The organism is Bacillus multifaciens, assembly GCF_030756675.1.
Taxonomy (GTDB): domain Bacteria; phylum Bacillota; class Bacilli; order Bacillales; family Bacillaceae_G; genus Bacillus_A; species Bacillus_A multifaciens.
The window spans coordinates 39,001-64,740 of record NZ_JAVBXD010000001.1 but is presented as its reverse complement, the minus strand read 5'-3'; the positions used below and the strand labels follow the sequence as shown (position 1 = coordinate 64,740).

Sequence of the window (25,740 nt, the reverse complement as noted above, 5' to 3'; positions counted from 1 at the left end):
AATATGATGTATGGAAGGGGAGATTACATGATTAAGTTATTTGTTAGCGATTTAGATGACACGCTCGTTTATAACGTGAATCGGATTCACCGTGACGATGAAAAAGCATTATGCTGGCTAGCGGAGAAAGGTACGAATATTTGTTTTGCTTCTGGTCGTTTTACCCACCGCATTCATGCTGTTGTGAAACAATTCGCTTTCCCTTATTATACAACAGGATTAAATGGCGCCGTTTTATTAACGAAAGAAGGAGAAATATTAAACGAATCAACTTTTGATGGTGAGGTTGCCCGGGAAATATATAAATATATACATGAAAAAAAGATGGCGGATATTGTATGTGCGAAGGAGCAGCGATATACAAAAAAGAAAAATGAACATCATTGTATGTTTGAAGAATATATTCAAGGAGAAATCACAGAAGTAGAGGCATTAGAGAAAGAGTTCGGACAAACTATTCATCCGGAAAAATTATTTGTTTATGGAGAAGAAGAGAAAATTACCATGTTAGATCAAGAGTTACGAAACGAGTTTCAAGGCAAGGCGGAAGTCGTGATTTCAGGAAAAAAATACGTGGATATTATGCCAATTGGGATTAGTAAGGGAAGTGCACTGCAGCTTTTAATGGAACATTTACAAGTAGAAGCACATGAAGTAGCGTGTATCGGGGATTCTTTTAATGATGTTTCCATGTTTTCTGTGACGCCGCATTCTTTTACACTGCATCACGCTCATCCATATGTAAAAGAAAAAGCAAGTTATGTTGTTCGTTCTGTAGAAGAAGCGATTATGAAACTACCATTGTTAGCATAAGAAAAAAGCTCGTTAATAACGAGCTTTTTATTACTTAAATAGTGATTTTATAAAATCAATAAAACTAGAGAATACGCCTTTTAATTTATCTAAAAAGCCTTGACCTTCTTCAGAACCTAGGAACGCTGACACGTGTTCTTTTGCTTTATTTAATTGGGTACTAACCTGATTCCAATCAATGTTTAAGTTTTTCATTTTGTCAAAGAGTGCTACTAAATTATCAAGTTGTTCATCAGTTAATGTAATTCCAAGCTGATCTGCAATCTTTTTAATGAGTGAGCGTAAATCTTCTGTTGTTTTTGGTTGCTCTTTTGCAATCTCTTCTTTAACTTTTGCAACAAGTTGTACAGCTTTGTCATTTCCGATTTGGTCACCAAGTTTTGCTGTTTGAACCATTTCTTCATTAGCTACTTTTTTAACTTCTTCTGGAATTTCTTTTTTCGCTGCTGTCTCGTAAGCTTTCATTAAGCCTGTTAAAGCGGCAGTTCCTGATACTTTAAATGGTGCTGTAATGTAAATATTCGCATCTTTTACACCTGCTGTAATTAATGCGTTTGTATACATTGCATCTGTTACCCAATTGATATTATGCGCTTGTACAACAAGACCAGATCCTTTTTTTGTATACGTAATCATAGAAGAAGAAATTGCTTTCGTGCCGATTTGAGCGTTTGGTACAACCCCATCTAAATATTTATGTTCTTCCGCATTTGATACCGTAATAATTTGCGCATCTTTTGGCGCTTTCATTTCTTGGAGAAGCTGTTGTTTTTGTTGTTCTGATAAATTTTCTCCTAATGTAACAATAGACTCTCCCTCAATAATGTCTGCATATGAAGCTGTTGGAATCAAAAAGACCATAACAGCTAATAGCAGTGCTAACAATTTCGTTTTCACGAAAAATCGCTCCCTTTCTCTTTCTGAAATTTTCGGGCAACAAAGTAATTATAGTATATTTTTTATATTTGTCATCCGTCTTTAGATTGATTTTAGAAAGAAATAGCAGGATTGTCGGATTTTATCAAGGTTTTCACAATAATATTTTTGTTTATTACAGTGATTGTGGTAATATAAGGCTGAGATTGTTGAAAGGAGCTTATTATACATGAAAACTTTAGGATACATATTAATGGAAAATGGTGAAAAAATCGAATTAGAATTTTTCGCAGAAGAAGCACCAAAAACAGTAGAAAACTTTAGAAAATTAGCTAATGAAGGCTTTTATGATGGATTAACATTCCACCGCGTTATTCCTGGTTTCGTATCTCAAGGGGGTTGCCCAATTGGAAACGGAACTGGCGGACCAGGCTATTCAATCCCATGTGAAACAGATGGTAACCCTCACAAGCATACAGTAGGTGCACTTTCTATGGCGCACGCTGGAAGAAATACTGGAGGAAGCCAGTTCTTTGTTGTACATGAACCACAACCGCATTTAGATGGTGTTCATACTGTATTCGGAAAAGCAACAAGCGGCATCGAAACAGTATTAAATATGCGTCAAGGCGATGTTATGAAAGAAGTTAAAGTTTGGGAAGAGTAAAATGTAAAGAGAGGGCAAAATGCTCTCTCTTTTTTTATTTAAAAAAGAATTTGTGTATCTTTTGTGTCATTTGAATTTGTTAACATATAAGCTGTTATTATACAGAAGTGATCGCTACTTGCTTCCTCCCTTTTCTTTAAATATTGTCCGTAAAAGCCCAATTGGTGAGGGCTGATAATCAGTGGAGGATGAAAAAAACCACTGATTAAAGTTTCACTTTATATGGGTACGAACCATACAATGCCGTTAGCATAATATAAACAAAATATCAACATTTGACTTCCTATGTACGTCTTTGTATGATAATAAAGTTGTTTTTAGGCAAGCCTTCTCAGTAGGTTAGAAATGTTGTAAAATAGACATGATATGAACATGCTGATTAAGGGGATATGATTTGTAACTTTTGTAAGAAGGGATAAATTTCATGTTAATTCGTTTTAAAAAAAGTTATGAAAAAATTGCAATGGGACTTCTTTCTTTTATGCCAATGGAAAAAGATATAAAGCGATTGCAAGCGACGATGAAGGATTATGAACAAAATGATAATTGGCAGCTTTACTTATGGAAAGAAGATGAAGCGATTGTTGGGATTATTGGGACGGTAAAACAAGCAGAGGATGTATTAGAAATTCAACATATTAGTGTGAATCCTTCACATCGTCATGCTGGAATTGGAACAAAAATGGTGCAAGAATTACAAATTATGATGCCGAATATTACGGTATGCGGAAATGACCAAACATCTAGTTTTTGTAAAAAATGCAAAGAATTTGAACAGAACGTGTATTAATAAAAGCAGAGATTACATTATCCCTGCTTTTTCTTTTTTAATTGCATATTTCGTTCGGCAATTACATCTTCACGATTGCGGCGGGAGTGTTTATGAATAATGTCTTCGCTTGGTGTGAAAGAAGTATCTTTCCAAAGAAATCCTTTTGTTTTGCATAAATGTATACATATGTTTTCTAAATTTGAATCAGCAAACGGGAGAAATAGTGTTGTATAAGACTCATGATTTTGTATGATGTGCAATCGCTCTTCAAGAAGCAATAGTAGTTTTGAATGGTTTAAACCTAATGCCTCTATATGCTGTTTTTCATTTTGTAAAATGAATAGCGCACTTTTCATCATTTTTTTGGCGCCGTTCCAATTACAGCGTCTATGGTGATATAAAGCGACGGCAATTTGGATAAGTCCAACCCAATGCTGTTCCCGCTCTCCGCGTGGTTTTGTTTTCCAATGTTCTTCTAAAACTTCGTGACATTCAAAGTAATCATAATCACTATGAAAATGAATTAAAAACTGTATGTATGCTCCGTGATACATGTTTTTCACTCCTATTCTAAGTAGTGTGCATATATATGAATCCATTTTGATGTGGCAGAAAAAGGCCCTGACTGCTTCTATGCATGGTTAGATGCTCTCGCCCACCGAAAAAGAATGGTTTTATGTCGGTTTTTTAATTTGGATTTATATATTGTAGCATAAATATAAAGCGACTAGAGAGTGCTCTAGTCGCTTTATGTCAGTTAGCAGAAACAAGCTGCGCCGACAATAATTAATAAAATAAACAACACAACTAGTAGAGCAAACCCGCCGTGGAAACCTCCGGTAACATGACCCATAGTTTGTAACCTCCTACAATGTACTCATTACACTGTCATCATATGAAGGGGATGGGCATTGTGGCCTAGGTATACGTCTATTTTTAATTAATTTTTTGAAAAAGGTTGGATAGTGTATGAGTATGCACTATACTTAGGGTGTTACAGAAAAATTGTGGTGGGATGAGTTGTGCAATATAATTTTAAAGTTGAGGCATTTGAAGGCCCTTTAGATTTACTATTACATTTAATTAATCGTTATGAAATTGATATATATAACATTCCTGTAAAGGAAATTACAGAACAGTATTTATCATATATCCATACGATGAAGGAATTGCAGCTTGATATTGCAAGTGAATATTTAGTTATGGCTGCGACGCTATTACAAATTAAAAGCAAAATGTTACTTCCAAAGTATGAAGAAGATGTAGAGGATAGCAGTGAAGAGTTTATCGAAGATCCTCGGCAAGAGTTAATGGAACGCTTAATTGAGTATAAGAAATATAAACAAGTTGCTACTCAATTAAAAGAAAAAGAACAAGAACGAGCGCAGTTATATACACGGCCTCCTCTTGATTATATGATGTTTCAAAAAGAAGAGGCTGAAAAGCTGCCGATTGACGTTACGTTATATGATATGCTAGCAGCGTTTCAAAAGCTCATGCGCCGAAAGAAAATACAGCGGCCAGTAACAGCTACAGTTACTAGGCAGGAAATCCCCATTGAACAAAGAATGGGCGATGTTTTAAAGCAATTGGAACTTGCAGGAGGGCGCCAAAGTTTCTATGATTTATTTGTAGATGATAATCGAGATATGGTTGTTGTTACATTTTTAGCAATTTTGGAACTCATGAAACATCAGAAAATTGTTATTGAGCAAGAGCGTAATTTTGATGAAATCTTTTTAAAGAAACAATAGCTGTAATCTTTGACCGAACGCAATATTTTGCTGTTCGGTCTTTATGACGTATATGGATACAGAGAATGTGAGAAAGGAGCTTTTATCGTTGGATAGACAAGAACAAAAGGCTGTTATAGAGGGTCTGTTATTTGTAGCAGGAGATGAAGGAATCTACCCAGAACAAATTGCAAAAGTATTAGAAGAAAAAGTGAAAGATGTCATAAAGCTTGTAGAAGAGCTGCAGGAAGAATATGAACAATTGAACCGAGGTTTACAAATTGTTCAATTTGCAAAAGTGTATCGTTTTACAACGAAAAAAGAGCATGCCCCGTATTATCAAAAATTGATGGATGCACCAACAGCTGCATCTTTATCGCAAGCAGCATTAGAAACGTTAGCGATTATTGCCTATCGTCAGCCAATTACAAGAACAGAAATTGAAGAGGTTCGCGGTGTAAAAACAGACAGGGCTCTGCAAACGCTTGTGTCTCATTTGTTAATTAAAGAAGTAGGACGTGCAGAAGGGCCGGGACGTCCTATTTTATACGGCACAACAAAAGAATTTTTAGATACATTTGCATTACAAACATTAGATGAACTACCTTCTCTATCAGAAGACGGTGAAGGAATGAATGAAGCGGATTTATTCTTTGGTTCTTTACAAGAAATTTCGAAGTAAAAGCTTGGCATTTTGCCAAGCTTTTTTGTATATGAAATCCAAGCTGCGTCATACTAAATAGAAAAAGGAGAAGGTGTATGAAAGATGTGCGTATCGCTCTTTTTCTATTTGCAGCAATATTATGTATAACTTTAAATAGTACATCCCTTACGCGTCAGTATGCTTCTATACATACGGCTTCCTCCTTTTCGAGTCAGCGTACGCATTTAGGTAAGATGACGGTAAGTTTTTTAAGAGTTGGACAAGGAGACGCAACGATTATTTCTTTACCGAACGGGAAAACAATTTTAATTGATGGTGGACCGCATGAAGCTGGGGAACCTATTATTGATAAATTAATGAGAAAAGGAATTAAACGTCTAGATGTTGTCATCGGTACACATCCTGACATGGATCATATCGGAGGATTAATTCCAATTATTGAACAAATGCCAGTTGCGCTTGTGTTAGATAGCGGGAAATTATATAGTTCGTTTACATATCATACGTATATAAGAAGCATTAAAAAAAGAGGAGTTCCATTTTTACGTGTAAAAGAAGGACAGTATATTCCCCTGGATCCTCATATTGCAATTCAAGTATTAAATGATGGTAAAGCAAAACGAGAAAATAATGAGTCATCTATTGTATTGAAAATTCGTTATGGTAAGGCTGATTTTTTATTTATGGGGGATGCTGATACACACACTGAGGAAGACATTATAAGGAAATATGATGTTCATGCGGATGTATTAAAAGTTGGTCATCACGGGTCATATACATCAACGAGTGAACAGTTTATAACGGCTGTTGCGCCGCAATTTGCTATTATTTCATATGACAAAAAAAATCCGTACGGTCATCCCCATCGAAGTGTGATGAAACGTTTAAATCGGCATGGTGTCACTGTGCATACTACAATAAAAAGTGATGTTGAAATTGAAACAGATGGTGAGAACATTACTATTCAGCATAAGCTGCCTTTACCATTGCTAAAATAGCGTAAGTATAATTCATTTTAACTTTATATACAGTAACATTATTTCTTCTTGATATTCATTTCATTATAATACAATGTATTTTTACAAATGTAGTTACGGGCCAGTTTCATTGTATGATATACCGTCTGTTGAAAGTCTTTTTATAAAGCATTTTCAACAGACGGTATATGCTGCTAAAATAGTTCTGAAATTTGAATTTAGTTACAAAAATAAATAAAGTAATTATCGACTTCTTCATCTATTATAAATTCATCCTTTTGAATAAATAGTCCTAAATACTATAAACTCACTCTAAATGTATAGACAACTACTCGTGTGTATATTATGATGGAGATAGATAAATGGGTAATAATACAAGTAGGGATTACATGAGAAAGGATCGATGAAAATGAAAACGCAAGTTGTCATCAATGCCAAAATTTATACAGGTCGTGAAATTTTAGAAAGAGGTTTTATTCGTTACACTGATCAAATTCAAAATCTGGGATTGATGGCTCAGTATGTACCACAGGAAAATGAAACGATTCATGATATAAAAGGGAATATAGTCATTCCAGGCATGATTGACGTTCATATTCATGGTGGATACGATATTGATGCAATGGATGCAAATAGCGATGGATTAGTAACTCTCGGTAAACAGATGCTACAAGAAGGGGTTACAACTTTCTTTCCAACAACAATGACACAGTCTCCTGAAGCAATTGAAGCGGCGTTGAATGCTGCAAAAGAAGCAAAGGAAAAAGGGGCTCATTTCGCATATATTCATTTAGAAGGCCCATACGTTTCAAAAAAACGTGCAGGTGCACAGCCGCTGGAATACATTGTCCCTGCAAATATTGAGCAATTTAAACAATGGCAAAAAGCAAGTGGGAATTTAATTAAACTCGTAACATATGCTCCTGAAGAAGGAGGCGCGCGTGAGTTTGAACAATATCTTGCAGAAACAGGTGTTATCGGTACGATGGGACATACAGATGCAACAAATGAACAATTAACTGGTAGAAACATTTCACATGCAACACATCTTTACAATCAAATGCGTGGTTTGCATCATCGTGAACCAGGTGCAGTTGGTCATGTGTTGTTAAATCCAGATGTAATGGTCGAAGTGATTACAGATGGCATTCATATTCATCCGGATATGGTGAAATTAGCCTATAAATTAAAAGGTCCGCAAAAAATGAGCGTGATTACAGATGCGATGCGTGCAAAAGGTTTAGAAGATGGATTATATGAACTGGGCGGTCAACCAGTTATCGTAAAAGATGGTAGTGCACGATTAGAAGATGGCACATTAGCAGGTAGTATTTTGAAAATGGACGAAGCATTGCGCAACGTAATAGCGTTTACTGGATGTTCCATTGAAGAAGCTGTTCTGATGACATCAGTTAACCAAGCGGAGGAATTTGGTTTAGTAAACAAGGGAGCTTTAGAAACCGGAAAAGATGCAGATTTTGTTATTATGTCTGAGGATTTATATGTACAAGATACAGTTCGATTAGGAATTCATATGAAAGAGGGGAAATAAATGAATATCGTTGTTGTGAAAACGCCAGAGGAATTAGCAGAAGCAGGTTATAAAGTAATTGAAAAAATTGTAAAATCAAAAGAAAATCCAGTGTTAGGAATGGCTACGGGAAGCTCTCCATTAGGAGTTTATACATTAATGAGAAAAAATAAACTTGATACAAGCCGTGTAACCACTGTAAACTTAGATGAGTACGTAAATTTACCACTTGATGACAAAAACAGCTATCATTATTTTATGCAAGAACAGTTGTTTAATCATCTTCCGTTTAAAGAAACTTATGTACCAAATGGAATGGCAGGCGATTTACAAGAGGAATGTAAGCGTTATGAAAGTATTATTGATGCCAATCCAATTGATTTACAAATTCTTGGAATCGGTGAAAACGGTCACATCGGATTTAATGAGCCGGGAACATCTTTTGATTCTGTAACGAACATTGTGAAGTTAACAGAATCTACCCGTCAAGCAAACCGTCGTTTCTTCGAAAAAGAAGAAGGTGTGCCAACACATGCTATTACAATGGGGATTGGTAGCATTTTGAAAGCTAAGCGAATTTTACTTGTCGCTTCTGGCTTGAAAAAAGCAGAAGCAATTAAGGAAATGCTACAAGGGGAAGTAAGCGAAGGGTGTCCGGCTACAGTTTTACAACGGCATCCGAATGTAACCGTAATCGCAGATCAAGAAGCTCTATCTTTATGCAGTGAGGCGATTGCTGATGAACATCGACAAGTATTCACCATTTCCGATCTATTATCAGATTCAAGAGTGGGTGAAGCAACTAATTGAATACGGTGAATGGAAGCCGGGAGATAAAATTCCATCTGAAAATGAATTATGTGATAAGTTTGAAGTAAGTCGAATGACAATCAGACAGGCGATTAATAACTTAGTTGAACAAGGTTATTTATATCGAAAGCGTGGAATTGGCACTTTTGTACAACTTCCGAAAGTTGAACAAAAGTTGCAAGGCTTGACAGGCTTTACAGAGGATATGCTCTCTCGTGGAATGAACCCGAGTAGTGCGTTATTAAGCTTTCACCTTGTTCCAGCTACTGCTAAAATAGCAGATAGGCTTAGAATTCAAGAGGGAGAATCGGTATACGAAGTAAGGCGTATCCGCTTAGCTGATGAAGAGCCAATTGCGTTTGAAACAACGTATTTGTCACCATCTCTTGTAAAAGATATAAATGAAGAAATTTTGCAGCAATCATTGTATGAGCACTTAGAAAAAAGACTGGGTTTTAAGTTAGTTCGTGCTACGCAATCTATTGAAGCGTCTATTGCAACAGACGAAGAGGCAGAGCATCTTCATATTCCGAAGAAAGCACCAGTGCTTGTAATGAGGCAATGGTCATATGCAGAAGATGACTTGCCGCTGGAATATGTGAAGTGTATTTACAGAGGAGATCGTTATAAATTTATTACGAATATTTCACGCAATAAGTAAAAGTAGTAGAAATAAAAATACGACTCATCCTTATAAGGAGGGAGTCGTATTTTTTTGTTCTTCATTATAACGAAGAACATATTCAATTGCATCTTTGACAGAGGGAACGGTATGTGATGCATGCTGTCTAACTTCAGCGTCTGCACCAGCCATTGCAAAGCTATGAGGTGTTAAAGCAAACATAGGAATATCATTATAAGAATCACCAATGCAAGCTATTTCATTAGATTGAATATTAAACTCGTTTAATAAAACAGAAATAGCAGAACCTTTGCTAATGTTAGGGGGCATTACATCTAAACATTGCTCGGCAGAAATAAAAGTGCTTACTTTTTCTTTGAAGTTTTCCTCAATTTGTTTTTGAAGAATAATTAAATTTTCTTTTGTACCACCGACTGAAATTTTATTTGGGAAAATTGTTGTATCAATTTTTTCGAGCAAGTTTGGTTCTTCAACGGAAGTCATCTTTACCTGCTTTTCGAGTTCATGAATAAATGGTGTTTTTTCCTCAATGTAATAATTATATTCATCACTTACATAACGAAAGAAAGGTTCTTTGTTTGTTATAGACAACAGTTCGGGTAAAATAGTAGAATCAAATGTTGCAGATAATAATTGTTTATTTTCGTGTGTATACACAAATACTCCATTCACACTAATCCGATGAAAGTTGATATCAACTTTATTCATTAAATCGGCAATCTCATTATCAAGTCTTCCGGATGCGAAACAAAGAATTATATTTTGGTCAGCAAGGCTACGGAGTGCATCTACATCTTGGGTATCGATTACACCTCCGTGTTGCATCATTGTGCCATCAATATCGCTTATAAACATTTTAATCATACTATTTCTCCTTTCGATTAGACGTATGCCATTACATTATACGCATCTCGTACATTGATGTCTAAAAAATGACATTTCTAAAATGGCAGATGTTTGACATTGACGAAAAATAAGATTGTTCTGTAACATGAAAGTAGACGTTTTACGCGCGGGGGTGGTGTTGTATGGATAATTGTCTCGAAATTAAAAAAGTTTTAAATAATAATGTTATTATTGCTGCTCATCCAGAACATGAAGAAGTTGTTGTCATTGGAAAAGGAATTGGATTTGGGAAAAAAGCAAAAGAGATGTTGCAAGTAGAACAAATTGAGAAAATGTTTGTGTTAACGAACGAACGTGAGCGCGAACAATACAAACTTCTTGTTCCGCATGTGAGTGAGAAATTGATTGGATTAATGAACGATCTTATGTTTTATATTCAAGATCGAGTAGAAACACCGTTAAATGAGCATATTCATATTGCTTTAACGGATCATATTGCTTTTGCAATAAAGCGACTAAAGCAAGGGTTTACAGTTGATAATCCATTTTTAGTGGAAACAAAAGTGTTGTATCCAAAAGAATATAAAATTGCAGAAGAAGTTGTAGAATTAATTAATTCCCGCTTAAATATTCATCTTCCTGAAGGAGAGATTGGATTTATTGCACTGCATATTTATAGCTCTGTTACAAACTCTGAATTATCTTCTGTTAATCAAAATTCTAAATTAATTGCCCACCTTGTTTCTTTAATTGAAACAAACTTACAAATCGAGTTAGACAAAGAGAGCATTCATTATTTACGTCTTGTTCGTCATCTACAATTTGCAATCGAACGAGTAAAGAATGGTGAGAAAGTGGAAGAATCACAAAATTTTGCAGATTTATTAAAAACTGAATTTCCAGAGTGCTATAATTTAGCCTGGAAACTTGTAAAAGTTATGCAAAAACAATTACAACTTTCTGTGTATGAGGCAGAAACGGTTTATTTAACGATGCACTTGCAGCGCTTAATAAAGGTTGAACAAGTTTAAATTTTGTCGGAAATGTAAACGTTAAAAAAAAACTATTGAATCGCTTACAATTGTTATGTATAATCAGTTATACAAAGTTCTACTAAATTCGACAAATGAATAACAGTACACAAAGAAAACGTTTGCTTTAATTTGTGAACTTATTATGTATACCTATTTTTGACACGTGTTACTGATTCGATCAGGCATGAGTGAAGAAAGTTAGGAATGTAAGCTAAAGAAAGGGACATACTACCCTTTGTATAGCTATCGTTCTATCTTTTTTTCTCATGCCTTTTGGCGTTTGTCGAAAGTATCTATTATATTAAGAGAGGAAGGGTATTTATGTTTAAGAAGATCTTTGGTGTTCTTCAAAAAGTCGGTAAAGCGCTTATGTTACCAGTTGCAATCTTACCGGCTGCAGGGATTTTACTTGGATTTGGTAATGCATTCCAAAACCCTCAGTTAACAAATCATATCCCAGCGTTAAAAGCAGATTGGTTTGTTCTAGTTGCAAAAATTATGGAACAATCTGGTGACATTATTTTCGCAAACCTTGCACTATTATTCGCAGTAGGGGTTGCCATCGGGTTAGCAAATGGAGACGGAGTAGCTGGATTAGCAGCATTCGTTGGATATTTGATTATGAACAAAACGATGAGCGTATTCTTAGGAGTAGACAAGTTAGTTCAAGTAACAAGCAAAGCTGGAGATCCAATTAAAACTGGTTTTGCAGATCCATCTTATGCAAATGTATTAGGCATTCCAACACTTCAAACGGGAGTGTTTGGTGGTATTCTTGTAGGGATATTAGCAGCATATTGTTATAATAAATACTTTAATATTGAATTACCATCATACTTAGGATTCTTTGCTGGTAAACGTTTCGTACCAATTGCAACAGCAACATTCTCTTTAATTTTAGGGATTGTAATGTGCTTTATTTGGCCGACAATTCAAGGTGGTTTAAATTCATTCTCGCATCACATGATTGATACAAATAAAACATTAGCAGCATTTATATTCGGTCTAATTGAACGTTCTTTAATTCCATTTGGATTACATCATATTTTCTATGCGCCATTCTGGTTTGAGTTTGGTCAATATACAAATGCTGCAGGTGAAATTATTCACGGTGACCAAAAGATTTTCATGGCACAATTAAAAGATGGTGTGGAGTTAACAGCTGGTACATTTACAACTGGTAAGTTCCCGTTCATGATGTTCGGTCTTCCGGCAGCAGCGTTAGCGATGTACCATGAAGCACGTCCAGAAAATAAAAAATTGGCAGCTGGTATTTTAGCTTCTGCTGCGTTAACATCTTTCTTAACTGGTATTACAGAACCGATTGAGTTCTCATTCTTATTCGTAGCACCTGTACTATTTGGAATTCACGCAGTATTTGCTGGTTTATCATTTATGACTATGCAAATTTTAAACGTTAAAATCGGGATGACATTCTCTGGTGGTTTAATTGACTTTATCTTATTCGGTGTATTACCAAACCGTACAGCATGGTGGTGGGTAATTATTGTTGGTCTTGTACTAGCAGTGATATACTACTTCGGATTCCGCTTCGCAATTCGTAAATGGAATTTAAAAACACCAGGTCGTGAAGTAGTTGAAGAAAATGACGGAGCAGGAAAAGTAGAAGCAGGCGAGCTTCCAGGTGAGATTTTAGTAGCACTTGGTGGAAAAGAAAACATCGCTTCTTTAGATGCTTGTATTACACGTTTACGCGTGCAAGTAAAGGAACAAAAGGATGTAAACAAAGATCGTTTAAAAGAGCTTGGAGCAGCAGGTGTTCTTGAAGTTGGTAACAATATTCAAGCAATCTTCGGCCCAAAATCAGATACTTTAAAATCACAAATTCAAGATATTATGGCAGGCCGTGCAGTACATGTTGAAAAACAAGCACCTGCGAAAGTAGAAGAACCTGTACAAAAAGATACAAATGAAGTAATTGCGATTCCAATTGAAGGTAAAATTTTATCAATTACTGAAGTGCCAGATCAAGTATTCTCTGGGAAAATGATGGGTGATGGTTTTGCAATTGAACCAACAGAAGGAACAGTAGTATCTCCTGTAAATGGTGAAATTGTGAACGTATTCCCAACAAAACATGCAATCGGTATTCAATCAGAAGGCGGAAAAGAAATTTTAATTCACTTCGGTATTGATACAGTGAAACTAAATGGAGAAGGCTTTGAAGCGTTAGTTTCTCAAGGAGACAAAGTAACACAAGGCCAGCCGTTATTAAAAGTAGATATAGCGTTTGTAAAAGAAAATGCACCTTCTATTATTACGCCAATTGTTTTCACAAACTTACAAGAAGGACAACAAGTTGAAATCAAAAAGCAAGGTAATGTTAAGACAGGTGAAACAAGCGTTATTGACATCCATTAAAAATTTAGACACAAAATGTTGATAATAAAAATAGGCGATGTAGTTGACCGCTCATCGCCTATTTTATAAAATAAAGATGATGTGATACTCACGTCTATACAACTTAAAATATATTGTGATTAAAGGAGATAGATCATTATGGAAAAAATCTTTAAAGTAACTAGCGATTCTGGAATTCATGCTCGTCCAGCAACTTTACTTGTGAACACTGCAAGCAAATTTGGTGCAGATATTAACTTAGAGTATAATGGCAAAACTGTAAACTTAAAATCAATTATGGGTGTTATGTCTTTAGGTATTCAACAAGGCGCAGAAATCAAAATTACTGCAAATGGTGATGATGCAGCTCAAGCAGTAGCAGCTATCGAAGAAACTATGAAAAACGAAGGATTAGGGGAATAATGACTCTTAACATTAAAGGGATTGCTGCATCAAGTGGTATTGCCATTGCAAAGGCATTCCGTTTAGAAAATCCTGAATTTAACCTTGTAAAGAAAACGATTTTGGATGAAGCTGCGGAAATCGCACGCTTAGAAGCTGCGCTTGAGAAATCAAAATCTGAATTAGAAGCAATTAAAAATCATGCTTTTGCTGAGCTTGGTGCTGATAAAGCGGCTATCTTTGAAGCACATTTATTAGTATTAAATGATCCAGAACTAGTAAACCCAGTAAAAGATAAAGTGAAAAACGAGAAAGTAAACGCTGACTTTGCGATGGATGAAGTTGCATCAATGTTCATTACTATGTTTGAGAGCATGGATAACGAATATATGAAAGAACGTGCAGCTGATATTCGTGATGTGACAAAGCGTGTTATTGCACATCTACTTGGAATTAACTTCTCAAACCCTAGCACAATTTCTGAAGAAGTAATCATTATTGCAGAAGATTTAACACCATCTGATACAGCTCAGTTAAACCGCCAATATGCAAAAGGTTTTACAACTGATATTGGTGGACGTACATCTCACTCTGCAATTATGGCTCGCTCTATGGAAATACCAGCTGTTGTTGGTACAAAAGTTGTTATGGAACAAATCCAAAACGGCGATATCGTAATTATCGACGGTTTAGACGGAGAAGTAATTGTAAACCCATCTGAAGAAACTCTTCGTGCTTATGAAGAAAAGAAAGCACAATTTGAAGAACAAAAAGCAGAGTGGGCAAAATTAAAGAATGAAGCGACAGTTACAGCTGATAATCACCATGTAGAGCTTGTGGCAAATATCGGTACACCGAAAGATGTAAAAGGTGTTATTGATAACGGCGGTGAAGGCGTTGGCTTATATCGTACAGAATTCTTATATATGGGCCGTGACAATCTTCCAACAGAAGAAGAACAATTTGAAGCATACAAAGCTGTTCTTGAGGGTGTAGGAGAAGGTCAACCAGTTGTCGTTCGTACACTTGACATTGGTGGCGATAAAGAACTTCCATACTTACATTTACCAAAAGAAATGAACCCGTTCTTAGGTTACCGTGCAATTCGTTTATGCTTAGAAGAACAGGATATCTTCCGTACACAACTTCGTGCTTTGCTTCGTGCAAGTGTATACGGTAACTTAAAAATTATGTTCCCGATGATTGCAACTCTTGATGAATTCCGTCAAGCAAAAGCAGTTTTATTAGAAGAGAAAGAGAAACTTGTACAAGCTAATGTAGTTGTTTCAGACGCTATTGAAGTAGGTATGATGGTTGAAATTCCTGCTTCAGCGGTATTAGCTGACCAATTTGCAAAAGAAGTAGATTTCTTCTCTATCGGAACGAATGATTTAATTCAATACACAATGGCAGCGGATCGTATGAATGAACGCGTAGCATACCTATATCAACCATATAATCCGGCGATTTTACGCCTTGTAAAAATGGTTATTGATGCAGCTCATAAAGAAGGAAAATGGGCTGGTATGTGCGGTGAAATGGCAGGAGATGCCCTAGCAATTCCATTGTTAGTTGGATTAGGATTAGATGAATTTAGTATGAGCGCAACATCTATTCTTCCAGCGAGAACACAAATTCGCAAGCTTTCAAAAGTACAAATGGAAGAATTAGCACAAAAAGCTTTAAACATGTCAACTGCTGAAGAAGTAGTTGAACTTGTAAAAAGTATTTAATGAAAAAAACCTGGGACTGATTTGAAATCGGTCCCAGTTTTTTTGTGCAATTCATTTCTTCGTGAGTAGTTGAATAAATAAAACCAGGAAAGCAATAGCTTTCCTGGAAAGTACTGACTTTTATTAGAAAACGATCGCTACAACGTCGTGTGGGCAAACACGTAATAAACCTGAACCTGTAATGTCTCCTCCTGAGAAAAGTGCTACGCCATTTGAGAAGCCTTCAAATACAACGTTATTGAAAGAACCGTTATCTCTAATTGTTAATAGAGCAATTTGAGTGCCGATAGAAAGGTTTCTAAGAACATTGCATAAACGATTTCTATTACCATCACTACGGCGGTCGTCGCGTCTATGGCTACGGCGATCGCTACGGCGATCGCAGTCATCAAATCCAAAACATCCTCCGAACATAATTCTCACCCCCTTCACATTAATAAGATATGCTTTAGGTACATGCATTGTTTGGACATAATGAAGAATTTTTTTAGATTTTTTCCTATTTTTTAGGAAAGGAATAAATACTTTAGGTAAAATGCTGTTATTTCTCTTATAACATATGAGAATATGGAAATGAGAGTTTGGACAAAAAGCGGATATGTATAGAAAAAAGACTGCCTCTTTTTCATCAAGGCAGTCTTTATATTTTTTTGCTTTTATATAAAACAATAATATATACAGGAAGTGCTAATAGTAATGGTGCAAAAGAGCGAGAGGCATACTGACTAATTTCTGATTGAAGCGTTGTTTCTTTTGAAAACTGTAGCATCGCAATATTTGTCATATCCCCAACGAAGTACAGAAGCAGTACTGTGACCATGTAGCACAATATGGCGATAAAGCTTCCATATAAATTCAACGCAAATCCCTCACTTGTTATCAATTTGTTACTATTGTATCACAATTGTAACAAAAAAGCACCTTTAGATTACACTCTACCATTCCTAGATAGTAATCTGCTTTTAATATTTAGAGAAGTGAAGAAGATAGATATGAGAAAGTAAAAAAATGACATAAACCCTTCCTTTCTTTTAGAGAAGGACGAGAGCATCTGTCCGTGTATAGCAGCGGTCAGGCCTTTTCTTGTCACACGCGAGGTTTCAGACAAGAGGAGAAAGCCAGTAGCGGTTATGTTGTATTCTGCATAGCTGTGATGTATATGTCAAAAAAATAAAATGGATTTATATAGAGGGATAATAACTGTTGTCATATTTAAAGTTGTTGAGAGGTTCCATTCGTGAGGGATGAAAAAAACCTCCACTTATGGAGGTTTTTATTTTGCCCATTCTGTTACTTGTTCTACGCTCATGCGTGGTGCTGGGTGCCCTGCTAAGGTAGATTCACCAATTGTAATTAACATAATTGGAATGTAACGAGTAGAAACGTTAAACTCCTCCATTAATGCTTGTGGATTGAATCCTCCGATTGCACATGTATCCCAACCAGTTGCTTTTGCTGCAAGCATAAGCTGCATTGCTGCTAAAGATGCGTTTGAGAACGCTGCGTCACGCGGGTATTGTTCACGTTGATATGCACTTTCAATATTTTGAGCTAAACGATTTTTTGCTTCTTCCTGCATAAGTCCTTGTTCTACAAGTGAACCGTATACAGAATCAACACTTTTATATGCTTCTAGGTCGCCTAATATAGCAACAACTGCAGAGGCATCGAGAATTTGTTGTTGCTTATATGCGATTGGATGTAAACGACGTTGTACATCTTCTCCTTGGAATACAAGGAATTTCCAATGTTGTAGATTCCATGCTGATGGTGCTTGGCCAGCAGCTTTTAAAATATCATTTAGTTCCTCTTTAGAAATTTCTTTTTCAGGGTTGAAAGCACGATTAGATGTACGTTCGTATAAAACAGTAAAGAAATCTTGCTTTGTCATAATAGTTCCTCCAAGCTTCGTTTCTAATTGTAAATCATTTCGAATGAAAAAATGTTCTTTACTTACATTTTGTAAGTTGATACTGTAAAAGGATATAACATATGCATTTCTATTGTCAAGTCTTTTAAAAAAGATATGGATAATAGAAGATATTCGCACAGACGTCTTATTTATTGTTGACATACAATAAAAAGATGAAACAGTATTTTAATGGGTTTATATAACGAGAAACTGCCATGTGATGGTTTGTTGAACAAATTAAGTTGTTAAGAGTAGCTCTGTAGTAGGGTGTAAGAATGGGATAAATAAAGTGAGTGAAAGCCTAATGGTGCACATTCTACGTTTTTTATTGGAACATACAGTCTTTCAAAATGTATTACAGGATCTTGATATGAATGTATTGTATATTGAAGAAGGGCATAATGAACAACAGACAATTGCAATGTTAAAGCCAAAGTGCCTGTTTTTGGCACACAGTTTTGAAGAAGGAAAAATATTGATTGATAAAGTCCAGCCGCAAATTGTCATTATATACATCTCGCAAGCCTCTCAAGTTGATTTTGTAAAAGAACTCTTCACTTCAGATATATCGTTTATCATTGTATGGAGTGAAGAAGTAACACCTCAATTTGTTGACCTTATTAAACTTGGTATACGAAACATTGTATTACCTCCAATTACGCCGCAATCTGTACTTGCTGAAGTGCAAAAGAGTATGTATGAGTTATCATTAGTAAAACAAGTCATGTTACAGCAAGAGTTACTTCAAATGATATTTGATTTTCAGAATGATTTATTCCTTATTTTAGAAGATGATGAAATTATAGATTGTAATACGAATTTTTTGCGTTTTTTCGGATATGAAGATCTTATGTCATATCATGAGCAGCATATGACATTTGCAGAATATTTTGCTCAGGAGAATGGCTATTACATTGCGGAAAATAATACAATGTGGATTGATGATTGCTTAACGCACGCAAGAAAAATTAAAATGTATAATGAGGTTGGAGAAGGAAGAGTATTCTTGTTACGTATTGCTCCGTTACCTAATGATGTATCACGATTCATCGCGACATGTACAGATATTACAGAGCTAGAAGAAGACTATAAAGAGCAAGAACGTTTAGCAACAACTGATTCTCTGACAAATATTTATAATAGAATGAAGTTTCAAAGGCTATTTTCAGAAGGTTGGGAAACTGCTTTAAGAATGAACCAATCATTTGCTCTCGTTTTATTTGATCTGGATAATTTCAAACAAGTAAATGACACGTATGGGTATGATTTTGGAGATTTAGCATTGGTACAATTGACGGAGCTTGTGACAGCAAAATTACAGCCGCATCATGTTTTTGCAAGATGGGGCGGAGAAGAATTTGTTCTTTTTTTGTCTCAAGTGACAGAAAAAGAAGCATTTCAGATTGCAGAATCGATTCGTTTTTTTATTGAAACAAAAAAAATTTCTGGAATTTCAAAGATAACCGCAAGTTTTGGTGTCGCTGCATTTGAAAATGGAATTACAAAAGAAATGTTAATGCATCGAGCAGATGTTGCATTATATGAAGCAAAAAAGAAGGGGAAAAATCAAGTTTGCTTATATCGAAAAGAAAAAATGTAATATTTTTTCGCAACAAATTGTTGCGATTTTTTTTTATTAACGGATAATGGGGAAGAGGGGGGAGTAAATATATAAGATGCGATGGAGGATTTTTAGGAATGAAGACGTTATGGAGCACAATTATTTTTTTACTTTCTGTTTTATTAGTAGGAAGCTACTTCTTTTTTAAAGTACCTGCTAAAAAAGAAGCACAATCAATAAAAACAACTGCCCCTGCTAATACAACGAAAGAAAAAGAAAAAGAGAAAGAAATTGATTATACCGCTGTTACCCAAAAACTAGATCAGTATCTAAAAGATAAACAATTTAATGGATCAGTCCTTGTTTCCCATCAAGGTCGTACAATCATAAATAAAGGGTATGGCTATGCGGATGTTCAAAAACAAATTGAAAATACACCGCAAACAAAATATCGAATTGGTTCTATTACAAAAACTGCTGTTGCTGTATCGGTTTTACAGTTGCAAGAACAAGGGAAGTTAAATATACAGGACAATGTACATACATATATTCCATCTTTTCCTGCGAATAAAAATATTACATTATATCATTTATTAACGCATACATCAGGACTCCCTGAACACGGGAAAGGGAAAGTGAATGCGGCATCTAGGCTGAATTTAGTAACGTGGCTTGGACAACAACCAACTGCTTTTCAACCGGGGCAAGGCTGGCTATATACAGACTATAATTATATGTTGCTAGCTTATATTGTAGAAAAAAGCTCGGGACAATCTATAGCACAATACGTTACAGAGCACATCTTTATTCCGGCTGGAATGACAGAGTCAGGTATGGGAGAGACACCAGAAGGAGATGTGAATTTTGCAAAAGGGTATAAAAAGAAAGAAAATGAACTTGTATTAGCCCCAAAATTAATTATGAGCTGGTTATATGGATGCGGTGAGATGTATACCACGGTACATGATATGCAAAAGTTAGACGAAGCAATAATGACAACTAAGCTTATTTCGTCTGAAAGTTTGAAATTAATGATAACACCACCCACAGACAGAAAATATGCATTTAGCTTTTATATATATCCAGATTATTATCATAATCATGGTGTACTTTCCGGCTGGAATACATTTAATAACTTTAATTGGGACAAAAGACTACTTGTCACTGTGTTTTCAAATGTGCAAAATGGAATAAATGATGAGTTTAATACCGAATTTCGCAAACTTGTGAGCGATTTGTTAGAAAAAGAGGAGATGAAAAAATGAAGCAGTTATTACCACCAAATTCTATTGGTTTTGTTGGTACTGGTGTTATGGGAAAAAGTATGGTGCGTCATTTACTAAAGGCAGGCTATACGGTGTACGTATATAATCGTACAAAAGAAAAAACTGCAGATTTAATTGAAGAAGGTGCACATTGGTGTGATTCTCCAAAGGAAATTGCAAGAACAGTTGATGTCGTAATGACGATGGTTGGATATCCGCATGATGTAGAAGAAGTATACTTTGGTGCAAATGGAATTCTTACTCACGCAAAACAAGGAACGATTACGATTGACTTTACAACATCCACACCAACTTTGGCGAAACGTATTTACGAAGAAGGAAAGAGCAAGGGGATTTATGTATTAGATGCTCCTGTATCGGGCGGAGATATTGGAGCAAAAGAAGGGCGTCTTGCAATCATGATCGGTGGAGATGAAGAAGCATATAAAGCATGTCTACCATTATTTGAACTGTTAGGTAAAAATATTATGCTACAAGGAAAAGCAGGCAGTGGTCAGCATACAAAAATGTGCAATCAAATTGCGATTGCATCCAATATGCTTGGTGTATGCGAAGCACTTGCTTATGCACAAAAAGCAGGATTACAACCAGAAAAAGTGTTACAAAGTATTTCTACTGGCGCAGCAGGCAGCTGGTCATTAAGTAATTTAGCACCTCGTATGTTACAAGGTGATTTTGAACCAGGATTTTACGTGAAACACTTTATAAAAGACATGAACATTGCCTTAGCGGAAGCAGAAGAGCTTGGACTATCTGCACCTGGCTTAACTCTTGCAAGAGAATTATATGAGCAATTGATGCAAAATGGTGAAGAGAATAGCGGTACACAAGCATTATATAAGCAGTACATAAAGGGGTGATTGTATGAGTTTAGAAAAGTTCGATCATATTATTCGCACAGTACAGTGTACAGAAACGACTCTTATTAATGATAAGCAACTAGCTGCATTTAAAAAGAAATATAACTTTGAACCATTATTTGAATATGGTAGAGATGCAACAGGTCGTTATGTTATTCGAACAACGAAAGAAATGCTAGAAGAGATGGAATTTTATTTGGCACTAAAATATGAGCATGAACTTATTGATTTATATATGAATGCAGAAGTAGACGGAAAATTTTATGTTTCGGTTAGCTACGGAGACGATGCGCTTCATTTACAGGAGCTGTTTCATTTTTTAGAAGAGAATAAATAAAAAAGTCCTCACATGAGGACTTTTTTATTTAGGAAAGGCTTGTTGCCCGGCGTGCTTTTTCAATTGGAAAGGGAATCACTTCAGCCATTCTGTTTCGGGTAAATCGTTTTGTGCGAGCATGACGTAATATATAGAAGGCAAACAGTATACCAACAGGAACCGCACCGTATAAACCGAAAAATAAAGCGCTTACAGTAGATGCGACGAAACCAATCATACCAATTTCTAACTCATCCATAATAGCTCCCACGACAGCAGGTATAGCCCCGCAAACGACACCAAAAAGAATTGCTAAAATTAACTCCATGTATTCCCTTCCTCCTTTTTACAATTTCGTTCTTTTTTACTATTATTTGTATTATAACATATTTTAAACAGAATTTTCAGAAAAAATTCATAAAATGTTCATAAAATGTTCAAAAAGTTGTAAAAAAATTTCGACAAAAAAGAAGGTTTATCTCATAAAAGGAGATAAACCTGTCCATAGGAGGATGTATATATGTAGAGTGAATAAAAGGAAGGAAAAGGGGAACCAATTCCCTTTATTCAACATGCTACCTTAATAAAGTGAAACTTCCATCAGTGGGGAGGGTTTATCCCCCACTGGTGGTTAGTTGAACCAATCGGGCTTTTACGGGCAGTTATACCCCCACCTATCTTCTTTGCTTCTCTCCCAATCTAGAGGTGGGGGTCTTACTGCCCACGAATAGCGGGATAAATAGGAACCCAACCTTCAGTTGTTACAAAAATACGAATTGCGACAACTTGACGATCGTTTTGAAGAGAAAAATAATGCCTTGTGTTTTCAGGGACCGAAATTAAATCTCCTGGTTCAAGTTCAACGTCAAAGAACGAGCCATTTTTCCCTTGGATTGTAAAAATGCCATGTCCGCTGACGATAAAGCGAACTTCATCATCAGTATGATGGTGTTCGTGTTTAAAGTTTACTAGCAATTCATCTAGATTAGGTGTTGCACTAGAAAGTGAAATGACATCGCTAGCTTGATAGCCGCGACGCTTAGAAATATCAGTCACTTCTAGCGCAAACACTTCTAAAATGTCATTCTTATTTTCATCAGTTAATGTATAGTTTTCATGTAAATGAGCAGGGAGCTTTGTAATATCCCATTTTTCATACAAAACACCTTCATTTTGTAAGAACTGATGTACTTCTATTTCATTTTCAATACGCGTGTTAACATTATGAATACGTATTTGCGCCATGTTGAACGCCTCCTTTAATTGATAAAAGTTTAATATGGAACTGAAATAGAAACTCGTATGCTTCTAATCTTTTTTTTGTATCAAACCCATCTTTTCCCCATACGGTAATGCCGTGATTACGAATTAAAACAGCTCCCACATGTTCGTGAATATGCTTGCGAAATTGTTCACCTAAAGTTGGAATATGCGCATAATTTTCGATAATTGGAATTCGAATAGAAGCGCCCTCTTCCCAAATGTTGAGTGCTTTAATAATTTCTTGATTACTGAATACGACTTCTTGATCGTATACATTTGTAATGACATTGTTATCAGTTGTATGAATGTGCAACACACAAGCAGCATTTGTAAGATTATAAATGTGAGTGTGCAGCAATGTTTCGGCAGAAGGGCGTAAATCAGTTTCCAAAACAGGATTACCGTTTTGATCAACTAACAAAAAGTCGTCCGGCGTTGTTTTTGTTTTATCTCTTCCGCTTGCTGTAACGAGAAAGGTAAGAGGATTATCACTTACTTTTATTGAAATATTACCGCTTGTTGCTGGAAACCAATTTCGATCAGTTAATTCTTTTTTCAGTTCACTCAGTTCTTGCCACTGACGAAAGAGCTGCCTCACTTTCTCACTCCTAACAATTTTTCTACTTCGTTTTGAATATCATGAAATGTTTCAAATGGTGTATAAGGAATATGATGTTCTATACATTTAGTGATTAAAAAATCACGAGCAAATACTTTATCAGCAAGTTTTGCTGCTTGCAAATCTGTAATAGAATCACCGATTACAATTTTAAAATCGGTTTGTGAACTTAGATTGCGAATAAGTGTTGATTTACAGAGACCACATTTATTTTTACAATGTTCATCACACGAATGCGGCCAATTTACTTGAATTGTGTCATTGGAAAAATTAGTTTTGTTACAGTAAATATGTTCAAAATCAATAAGTCCTTCGAGAAGAGGATAAACAAAAAAGTCCATTCCTCCTGATATGATATAAAGTTTGATATTATTTTTTTGCAAAAAATGTACAAATTCTATAAAACCAGAACGAATGACGGCGGTTTCTTTTATAAAAGCCGTAATTTTATCTTGTAGACTTGTAGGTAATAGAGAAAAAAGTTTTCCTACACCTTCTTGAATAGAAAGTTCTTGTGATAAAATTAGTTGTTTAATAGTTTCTGCCTCAGGTGGTGCAAATTTTTGCATAATGGCAACAATATTATCGTTATTTGTAATTGTGCCATCGAAATCACAAAAAATTTGAATGCTCATGCTTTCACCTCTTTAGTTGGATTGCCCCACAGGCGCAAAGCAGCTTGTAAATAAGAATCCTCACTCTTATGAAACGGCGTGTTGGTTAATGCTGCATCGATAGCAGCTCGAAATGCTTTTCCGCCCCCCTGTGCTCCGGATGGATGCCCGTGAATACCGCCGCCAGCATTAATGACACATTCCGTACCGAAGTCATGAATGAGAAGTGGAACAAGTCCTGGATGAATGCCAGCAGATGGGACAGGAAAGCTACGCTTAAATGGTTCATTTTCATCTGTAAGTGCTTTGGCTAAATAAAGTACTTCTTCTTGTTTTAAAGCGACATTTCCATACGGTGATGGAAATAGTGAGAAATCTGCACCAGCATAGCGAAGAAGCTTGCCAAGTAATAAAGAAGAAGAAAATCCATATAATTTAGATGCTATGTAAGTTCCGCTTACTGCCGGATGTGCCATAATTGGGATAGGGATATCATTGTCTTCTGCTAAAGCTTGCAGCACATCAAGTCCATATGCGAACACGTTGAAAAGTAATAGATCAGCTCCAGCAGCAACGGCTTGTTTTGCCTTTTCTTTTAAATCATAAGTCCGTCCTGAAAGATTAACGGCATATAACGTTTTATGCCCATATGTTTCATAAACAGATTGCAATACTTCTTTTCCGGCCTGAATGCGTTCGGACAGTGGTGTTAACGGATTATCAAATAAAATTTCATCATCTTTTACAATGTCAACACCGCCGCTTGCTTGATCGCGAAGTTGTGTTTTTAAATAACCGATATTCCGGCCGATCATTCCTTTGAAAATACTCATGAGAAGAGGGCGGTTGTGAACATTTAAATTATTTCGTATTTCATCGATACCAAATTTAGGACCAGGGAAGCACTTTTTAATATCATCAGAAAATGCTAAATCAATTAATTTAATTTCTCCGTCCAAGGATAGTTTTCCGAAAACAGTTGTGAATACTGCTGGTAAGTCATTGGTGAAGTTAGCGGATGGATAATAAATTTTAATAAATCCGCGTGTTACTTTTTTATCAAGATATACGTTTGTTTTTTCATCATCTTCTAATTTTTCTACGCTAACGACAGAACCTTTATGTCGCTTTAATTGTTCTTGTAATAAGTGTGGTAAGTGTGTCCACGAACCAACTGTTAAACCAAGAGCAATTTGCTCTGCTTTTTTACTTAAATTATGAGAATCATCATGAATGAAGTATGTTGCTGTTATTCCGCTCATTTTCATAACCTCCTAGTTGAATAAAAAAAACCTCTCAGCTAAGGAGAGGTTTTTTTACAACCAGCTCCTTATCTGTCAGCATTACGCTGCGAGAATTAGCACCGTGCCTACATAAAGTAGATCGGTTGCCGGGTTTCATCGGGCTCGTCCCTCCACCAGCTCTTGATAAGAAGTATTTGGAAATG

At 35.8% G+C, this 25,740-nt stretch carries 29 protein-coding genes and 1 riboswitch; of the genes, 17 read left to right on the top strand and 12 right to left on the bottom strand.

Annotation, left to right across the window (positions count from 1 at the left end):
* The first annotated feature begins 6 nt into the window (after positions 1-6).
* The gene (locus Q9306_RS00365) at positions 7-813 is read left to right on the top strand and encodes a Cof-type HAD-IIB family hydrolase (RefSeq protein WP_371932290.1); all 807 of its coding nucleotides are present in this window, start codon (positions 7-9) and stop codon (positions 811-813) included.
* A gap of 30 nt (positions 814-843) precedes the next feature.
* Here Q9306_RS00365 and Q9306_RS00360 read toward each other — a convergent pair whose 3' ends face one another.
* A complete protein-coding gene (locus Q9306_RS00360) occupies positions 844-1,710 on the bottom strand; it encodes a DUF1002 domain-containing protein (protein WP_306194071.1) in 867 nt (288 codons plus the stop codon).
* 208 nt (positions 1,711-1,918) lie between these two features.
* On the opposite strand from Q9306_RS00360, the gene Q9306_RS00355 reads away from it, so the two are divergent.
* Positions 1,919-2,356 (top strand): peptidylprolyl isomerase, encoded by a 438-nt coding sequence (locus tag Q9306_RS00355; RefSeq protein ID WP_020059398.1) that lies wholly within the window; start codon positions 1,919-1,921, stop codon positions 2,354-2,356.
* Positions 2,357-2,780: 424 nt separating this feature from the next.
* A complete protein-coding gene (locus Q9306_RS00350) occupies positions 2,781-3,146 on the top strand; it encodes a GNAT family N-acetyltransferase (RefSeq protein WP_306194067.1) in 366 nt (121 codons plus the stop codon).
* Positions 3,147-3,163: 17 nt separating this feature from the next.
* Here the strand turns inward: Q9306_RS00350 and Q9306_RS00345 are convergent, their stop codons facing one another.
* Both Q9306_RS00345 and Q9306_RS00340 read right to left on the bottom strand, forming a co-directional pair.
* Positions 3,164-3,682: a DUF309 domain-containing protein gene (locus Q9306_RS00345; protein ID WP_306194065.1), complete on the bottom strand. Its 519-nt coding sequence runs from the start codon at positions 3,680-3,682 to the stop codon at positions 3,164-3,166.
* A 203-nt stretch (positions 3,683-3,885) separates the two neighbouring features.
* Complete coding sequence (locus tag Q9306_RS00340; RefSeq protein ID WP_098914571.1) at positions 3,886-3,981, bottom strand: YjcZ family sporulation protein; 96 nt, start codon at positions 3,979-3,981, stop codon at positions 3,886-3,888.
* Between the two features lie 169 nt (positions 3,982-4,150).
* Between Q9306_RS00340 and Q9306_RS00335 the strand changes: the two genes are divergently transcribed.
* The 6 genes from Q9306_RS00335 (at position 4,151) to phnF (ending at position 9,504) form a co-directional block, all read left to right on the top strand.
* Positions 4,151-4,882: a segregation/condensation protein A gene (locus tag Q9306_RS00335; protein WP_306194060.1), complete on the top strand. Its 732-nt coding sequence runs from the start codon at positions 4,151-4,153 to the stop codon at positions 4,880-4,882.
* A gap of 88 nt (positions 4,883-4,970) precedes the next feature.
* Positions 4,971-5,543: an SMC-Scp complex subunit ScpB gene (scpB, locus tag Q9306_RS00330; protein ID WP_306194058.1), complete on the top strand. Its 573-nt coding sequence runs from the start codon at positions 4,971-4,973 to the stop codon at positions 5,541-5,543.
* Positions 5,544-5,620: 77 nt separating this feature from the next.
* Entirely contained in the window at positions 5,621-6,523 is a 903-nt protein-coding gene (locus tag Q9306_RS00325) for a ComEC/Rec2 family competence protein (protein WP_306194055.1), read from the top strand.
* A gap of 388 nt (positions 6,524-6,911) precedes the next feature.
* A complete protein-coding gene (gene nagA, locus Q9306_RS00320; RefSeq protein ID WP_306194625.1) occupies positions 6,912-8,054 on the top strand; it encodes an N-acetylglucosamine-6-phosphate deacetylase in 1,143 nt (380 codons plus the stop codon).
* Entirely contained in the window at positions 8,055-8,843 is a 789-nt protein-coding gene (locus Q9306_RS00315) for a glucosamine-6-phosphate deaminase (protein WP_306194052.1), read from the top strand.
* Positions 8,773-9,504 carry a phosphonate metabolism transcriptional regulator PhnF gene (gene phnF / locus Q9306_RS00310; RefSeq protein WP_306194049.1) on the top strand — a complete coding sequence of 244 codons (732 nt, stop codon included), beginning with the start codon at positions 8,773-8,775 and terminating at the stop codon, positions 9,502-9,504. Before Q9306_RS00315 ends, phnF begins: the two co-directional genes overlap by 71 nt.
* A gap of 30 nt (positions 9,505-9,534) precedes the next feature.
* On the opposite strand, the gene Q9306_RS00305 is transcribed toward phnF, so the two are convergent.
* The gene (locus Q9306_RS00305; protein ID WP_306194047.1) at positions 9,535-10,350 is read right to left on the bottom strand and encodes an HAD family hydrolase; all 816 of its coding nucleotides are present in this window, start codon (positions 10,348-10,350) and stop codon (positions 9,535-9,537) included.
* A gap of 164 nt (positions 10,351-10,514) precedes the next feature.
* Here Q9306_RS00305 and glcT point away from each other — a divergent pair, with 164 nt between their 5' ends.
* The 4 genes from glcT to ptsP all read left to right on the top strand — a co-directional run bounded on the left by glcT (position 10,515) and on the right by ptsP (position 15,862).
* A complete protein-coding gene (gene glcT, locus Q9306_RS00300) occupies positions 10,515-11,363 on the top strand; it encodes a glucose PTS transporter transcription antiterminator GlcT (RefSeq protein ID WP_306194044.1) in 849 nt (282 codons plus the stop codon).
* Positions 11,364-11,687: 324 nt separating this feature from the next.
* Positions 11,688-13,748, top strand: a complete 2,061-nt coding sequence (gene ptsG, locus Q9306_RS00295; RefSeq protein WP_306194038.1) for a glucose-specific PTS transporter subunit IIBC — start codon at positions 11,688-11,690, stop codon at positions 13,746-13,748.
* 138 nt (positions 13,749-13,886) lie between these two features.
* Positions 13,887-14,150 carry a phosphocarrier protein HPr gene (ptsH, locus tag Q9306_RS00290; protein WP_020059386.1) on the top strand — a complete coding sequence of 88 codons (264 nt, stop codon included), beginning with the start codon at positions 13,887-13,889 and terminating at the stop codon, positions 14,148-14,150.
* Positions 14,150-15,862, top strand: a complete 1,713-nt coding sequence (gene ptsP / locus Q9306_RS00285) for a phosphoenolpyruvate--protein phosphotransferase (RefSeq protein WP_306194035.1) — start codon at positions 14,150-14,152, stop codon at positions 15,860-15,862. The genes ptsH and ptsP overlap by 1 nt, the downstream gene beginning before the upstream one ends.
* Before the next feature lie 123 nt (positions 15,863-15,985).
* Here the strand turns inward: ptsP and Q9306_RS00280 are convergent, their stop codons facing one another.
* The 3 genes from Q9306_RS00280 to Q9306_RS00270 form a co-directional block, all read right to left on the bottom strand.
* Positions 15,986-16,276: a DUF3915 family protein gene (locus tag Q9306_RS00280; RefSeq protein ID WP_306194031.1), complete on the bottom strand. Its 291-nt coding sequence runs from the start codon at positions 16,274-16,276 to the stop codon at positions 15,986-15,988.
* Between the two features lie 226 nt (positions 16,277-16,502).
* Positions 16,503-16,721, bottom strand: coding sequence for a hypothetical protein (locus Q9306_RS00275; RefSeq protein WP_306194028.1), 219 nt, complete (start codon positions 16,719-16,721; stop codon positions 16,503-16,505).
* Between the two features lie 414 nt (positions 16,722-17,135).
* Positions 17,136-17,753 (bottom strand): nitroreductase family protein, encoded by a 618-nt coding sequence (locus Q9306_RS00270; RefSeq protein ID WP_306194027.1) that lies wholly within the window; start codon positions 17,751-17,753, stop codon positions 17,136-17,138.
* Between the two features lie 328 nt (positions 17,754-18,081).
* Here Q9306_RS00270 and Q9306_RS00265 point away from each other — a divergent pair, with 328 nt between their 5' ends.
* The 4 genes from Q9306_RS00265 to Q9306_RS00250 all read left to right on the top strand — a co-directional run bounded on the left by Q9306_RS00265 (position 18,082) and on the right by Q9306_RS00250 (position 21,818).
* On the top strand, positions 18,082-19,374 hold the full coding sequence (locus Q9306_RS00265; RefSeq protein ID WP_306194623.1) for a sensor domain-containing diguanylate cyclase: 1,293 nt from the start codon (positions 18,082-18,084) through the stop codon (positions 19,372-19,374).
* Between the two features lie 98 nt (positions 19,375-19,472).
* Positions 19,473-20,600: a serine hydrolase domain-containing protein gene (locus Q9306_RS00260; protein WP_306194024.1), complete on the top strand. Its 1,128-nt coding sequence runs from the start codon at positions 19,473-19,475 to the stop codon at positions 20,598-20,600.
* Positions 20,597-21,481, top strand: coding sequence for an NAD(P)-dependent oxidoreductase (locus tag Q9306_RS00255; protein ID WP_306194022.1), 885 nt, complete (start codon positions 20,597-20,599; stop codon positions 21,479-21,481). Before Q9306_RS00260 ends, Q9306_RS00255 begins: the two co-directional genes overlap by 4 nt.
* 4 nt (positions 21,482-21,485) lie before the next feature.
* On the top strand, positions 21,486-21,818 hold the full coding sequence (locus Q9306_RS00250; protein WP_306194018.1) for a DUF3909 family protein: 333 nt from the start codon (positions 21,486-21,488) through the stop codon (positions 21,816-21,818).
* 28 nt (positions 21,819-21,846) lie between these two features.
* Here the strand turns inward: Q9306_RS00250 and Q9306_RS00245 are convergent, their stop codons facing one another.
* From Q9306_RS00245 to mtnW, 5 genes are all read right to left on the bottom strand, one after another.
* Positions 21,847-22,125, bottom strand: coding sequence for a hypothetical protein (locus tag Q9306_RS00245; protein WP_306194015.1), 279 nt, complete (start codon positions 22,123-22,125; stop codon positions 21,847-21,849).
* A 386-nt stretch (positions 22,126-22,511) separates the two neighbouring features.
* Positions 22,512-23,042, bottom strand: coding sequence for a cupin domain-containing protein (locus Q9306_RS00240; protein WP_306194012.1), 531 nt, complete (start codon positions 23,040-23,042; stop codon positions 22,512-22,514).
* The gene (locus Q9306_RS00235) at positions 23,020-23,658 is read right to left on the bottom strand and encodes a methylthioribulose 1-phosphate dehydratase (protein ID WP_306194010.1); all 639 of its coding nucleotides are present in this window, start codon (positions 23,656-23,658) and stop codon (positions 23,020-23,022) included. The genes Q9306_RS00240 and Q9306_RS00235 overlap by 23 nt, the downstream gene beginning before the upstream one ends.
* Positions 23,655-24,314, bottom strand: a complete 660-nt coding sequence (locus tag Q9306_RS00230; protein ID WP_306194008.1) for a 2-hydroxy-3-keto-5-methylthiopentenyl-1-phosphate phosphatase — start codon at positions 24,312-24,314, stop codon at positions 23,655-23,657. The genes Q9306_RS00235 and Q9306_RS00230 overlap by 4 nt, the downstream gene beginning before the upstream one ends.
* Positions 24,311-25,555 carry a 2,3-diketo-5-methylthiopentyl-1-phosphate enolase gene (gene mtnW, locus Q9306_RS00225; RefSeq protein ID WP_306194005.1) on the bottom strand — a complete coding sequence of 415 codons (1,245 nt, stop codon included), beginning with the start codon at positions 25,553-25,555 and terminating at the stop codon, positions 24,311-24,313. Before mtnW ends, Q9306_RS00230 begins: the two co-directional genes overlap by 4 nt.
* Before the next feature lie 65 nt (positions 25,556-25,620).
* A riboswitch (SAM riboswitch) is annotated at positions 25,621-25,727 on the bottom strand.
* Between the last annotated feature and the right edge of the window lie 13 nt (positions 25,728-25,740).

Coding starts and splice junctions, on each gene's coding strand:
- Q9306_RS00365 (WP_371932290.1), top strand. CDS start 7: ATGTATGGAAGGGGAGATTACATGATTAAGTTATTTGTTAGCGATTTA.
- Q9306_RS00355 (WP_020059398.1), top strand. CDS start 1,919: ATGAAAACTTTAGGATACATATTAATGGAAAATGGTGAAAAAATCGAA.
- Q9306_RS00350 (WP_306194067.1), top strand. CDS start 2,781: ATGTTAATTCGTTTTAAAAAAAGTTATGAAAAAATTGCAATGGGACTT.
- Q9306_RS00345 (WP_306194065.1), bottom strand. CDS start 3,682: ATGTATCACGGAGCATACATACAGTTTTTAATTCATTTTCATAGTGAT.
- Q9306_RS00340 (WP_098914571.1), bottom strand. CDS start 3,981: ATGGGTCATGTTACCGGAGGTTTCCACGGCGGGTTTGCTCTACTAGTT.
- Q9306_RS00325 (WP_306194055.1), top strand. CDS start 5,621: ATGAAAGATGTGCGTATCGCTCTTTTTCTATTTGCAGCAATATTATGT.
- nagA (WP_306194625.1), top strand. CDS start 6,912: ATGAAAACGCAAGTTGTCATCAATGCCAAAATTTATACAGGTCGTGAA.
- Q9306_RS00315 (WP_306194052.1), top strand. CDS start 8,055: ATGAATATCGTTGTTGTGAAAACGCCAGAGGAATTAGCAGAAGCAGGT.
- phnF (WP_306194049.1), top strand. CDS start 8,773: ATGAACATCGACAAGTATTCACCATTTCCGATCTATTATCAGATTCAA.
- Q9306_RS00305 (WP_306194047.1), bottom strand. CDS start 10,350: ATGATTAAAATGTTTATAAGCGATATTGATGGCACAATGATGCAACAC.
- glcT (WP_306194044.1), top strand. CDS start 10,515: ATGGATAATTGTCTCGAAATTAAAAAAGTTTTAAATAATAATGTTATT.
- ptsG (WP_306194038.1), top strand. CDS start 11,688: ATGTTTAAGAAGATCTTTGGTGTTCTTCAAAAAGTCGGTAAAGCGCTT.
- ptsH (WP_020059386.1), top strand. CDS start 13,887: ATGGAAAAAATCTTTAAAGTAACTAGCGATTCTGGAATTCATGCTCGT.
- ptsP (WP_306194035.1), top strand. CDS start 14,150: ATGACTCTTAACATTAAAGGGATTGCTGCATCAAGTGGTATTGCCATT.
- Q9306_RS00280 (WP_306194031.1), bottom strand. CDS start 16,276: ATGTTCGGAGGATGTTTTGGATTTGATGACTGCGATCGCCGTAGCGAT.
- Q9306_RS00270 (WP_306194027.1), bottom strand. CDS start 17,753: ATGACAAAGCAAGATTTCTTTACTGTTTTATACGAACGTACATCTAAT.
- Q9306_RS00260 (WP_306194024.1), top strand. CDS start 19,473: ATGAAGACGTTATGGAGCACAATTATTTTTTTACTTTCTGTTTTATTA.
- Q9306_RS00255 (WP_306194022.1), top strand. CDS start 20,597: ATGAAGCAGTTATTACCACCAAATTCTATTGGTTTTGTTGGTACTGGT.
- Q9306_RS00250 (WP_306194018.1), top strand. CDS start 21,486: ATGAGTTTAGAAAAGTTCGATCATATTATTCGCACAGTACAGTGTACA.
- Q9306_RS00245 (WP_306194015.1), bottom strand. CDS start 22,125: ATGGAGTTAATTTTAGCAATTCTTTTTGGTGTCGTTTGCGGGGCTATA.
- Q9306_RS00240 (WP_306194012.1), bottom strand. CDS start 23,042: ATGGCGCAAATACGTATTCATAATGTTAACACGCGTATTGAAAATGAA.
- Q9306_RS00230 (WP_306194008.1), bottom strand. CDS start 24,314: ATGAGCATTCAAATTTTTTGTGATTTCGATGGCACAATTACAAATAAC.
- mtnW (WP_306194005.1), bottom strand. CDS start 25,555: ATGAGCGGAATAACAGCAACATACTTCATTCATGATGATTCTCATAAT.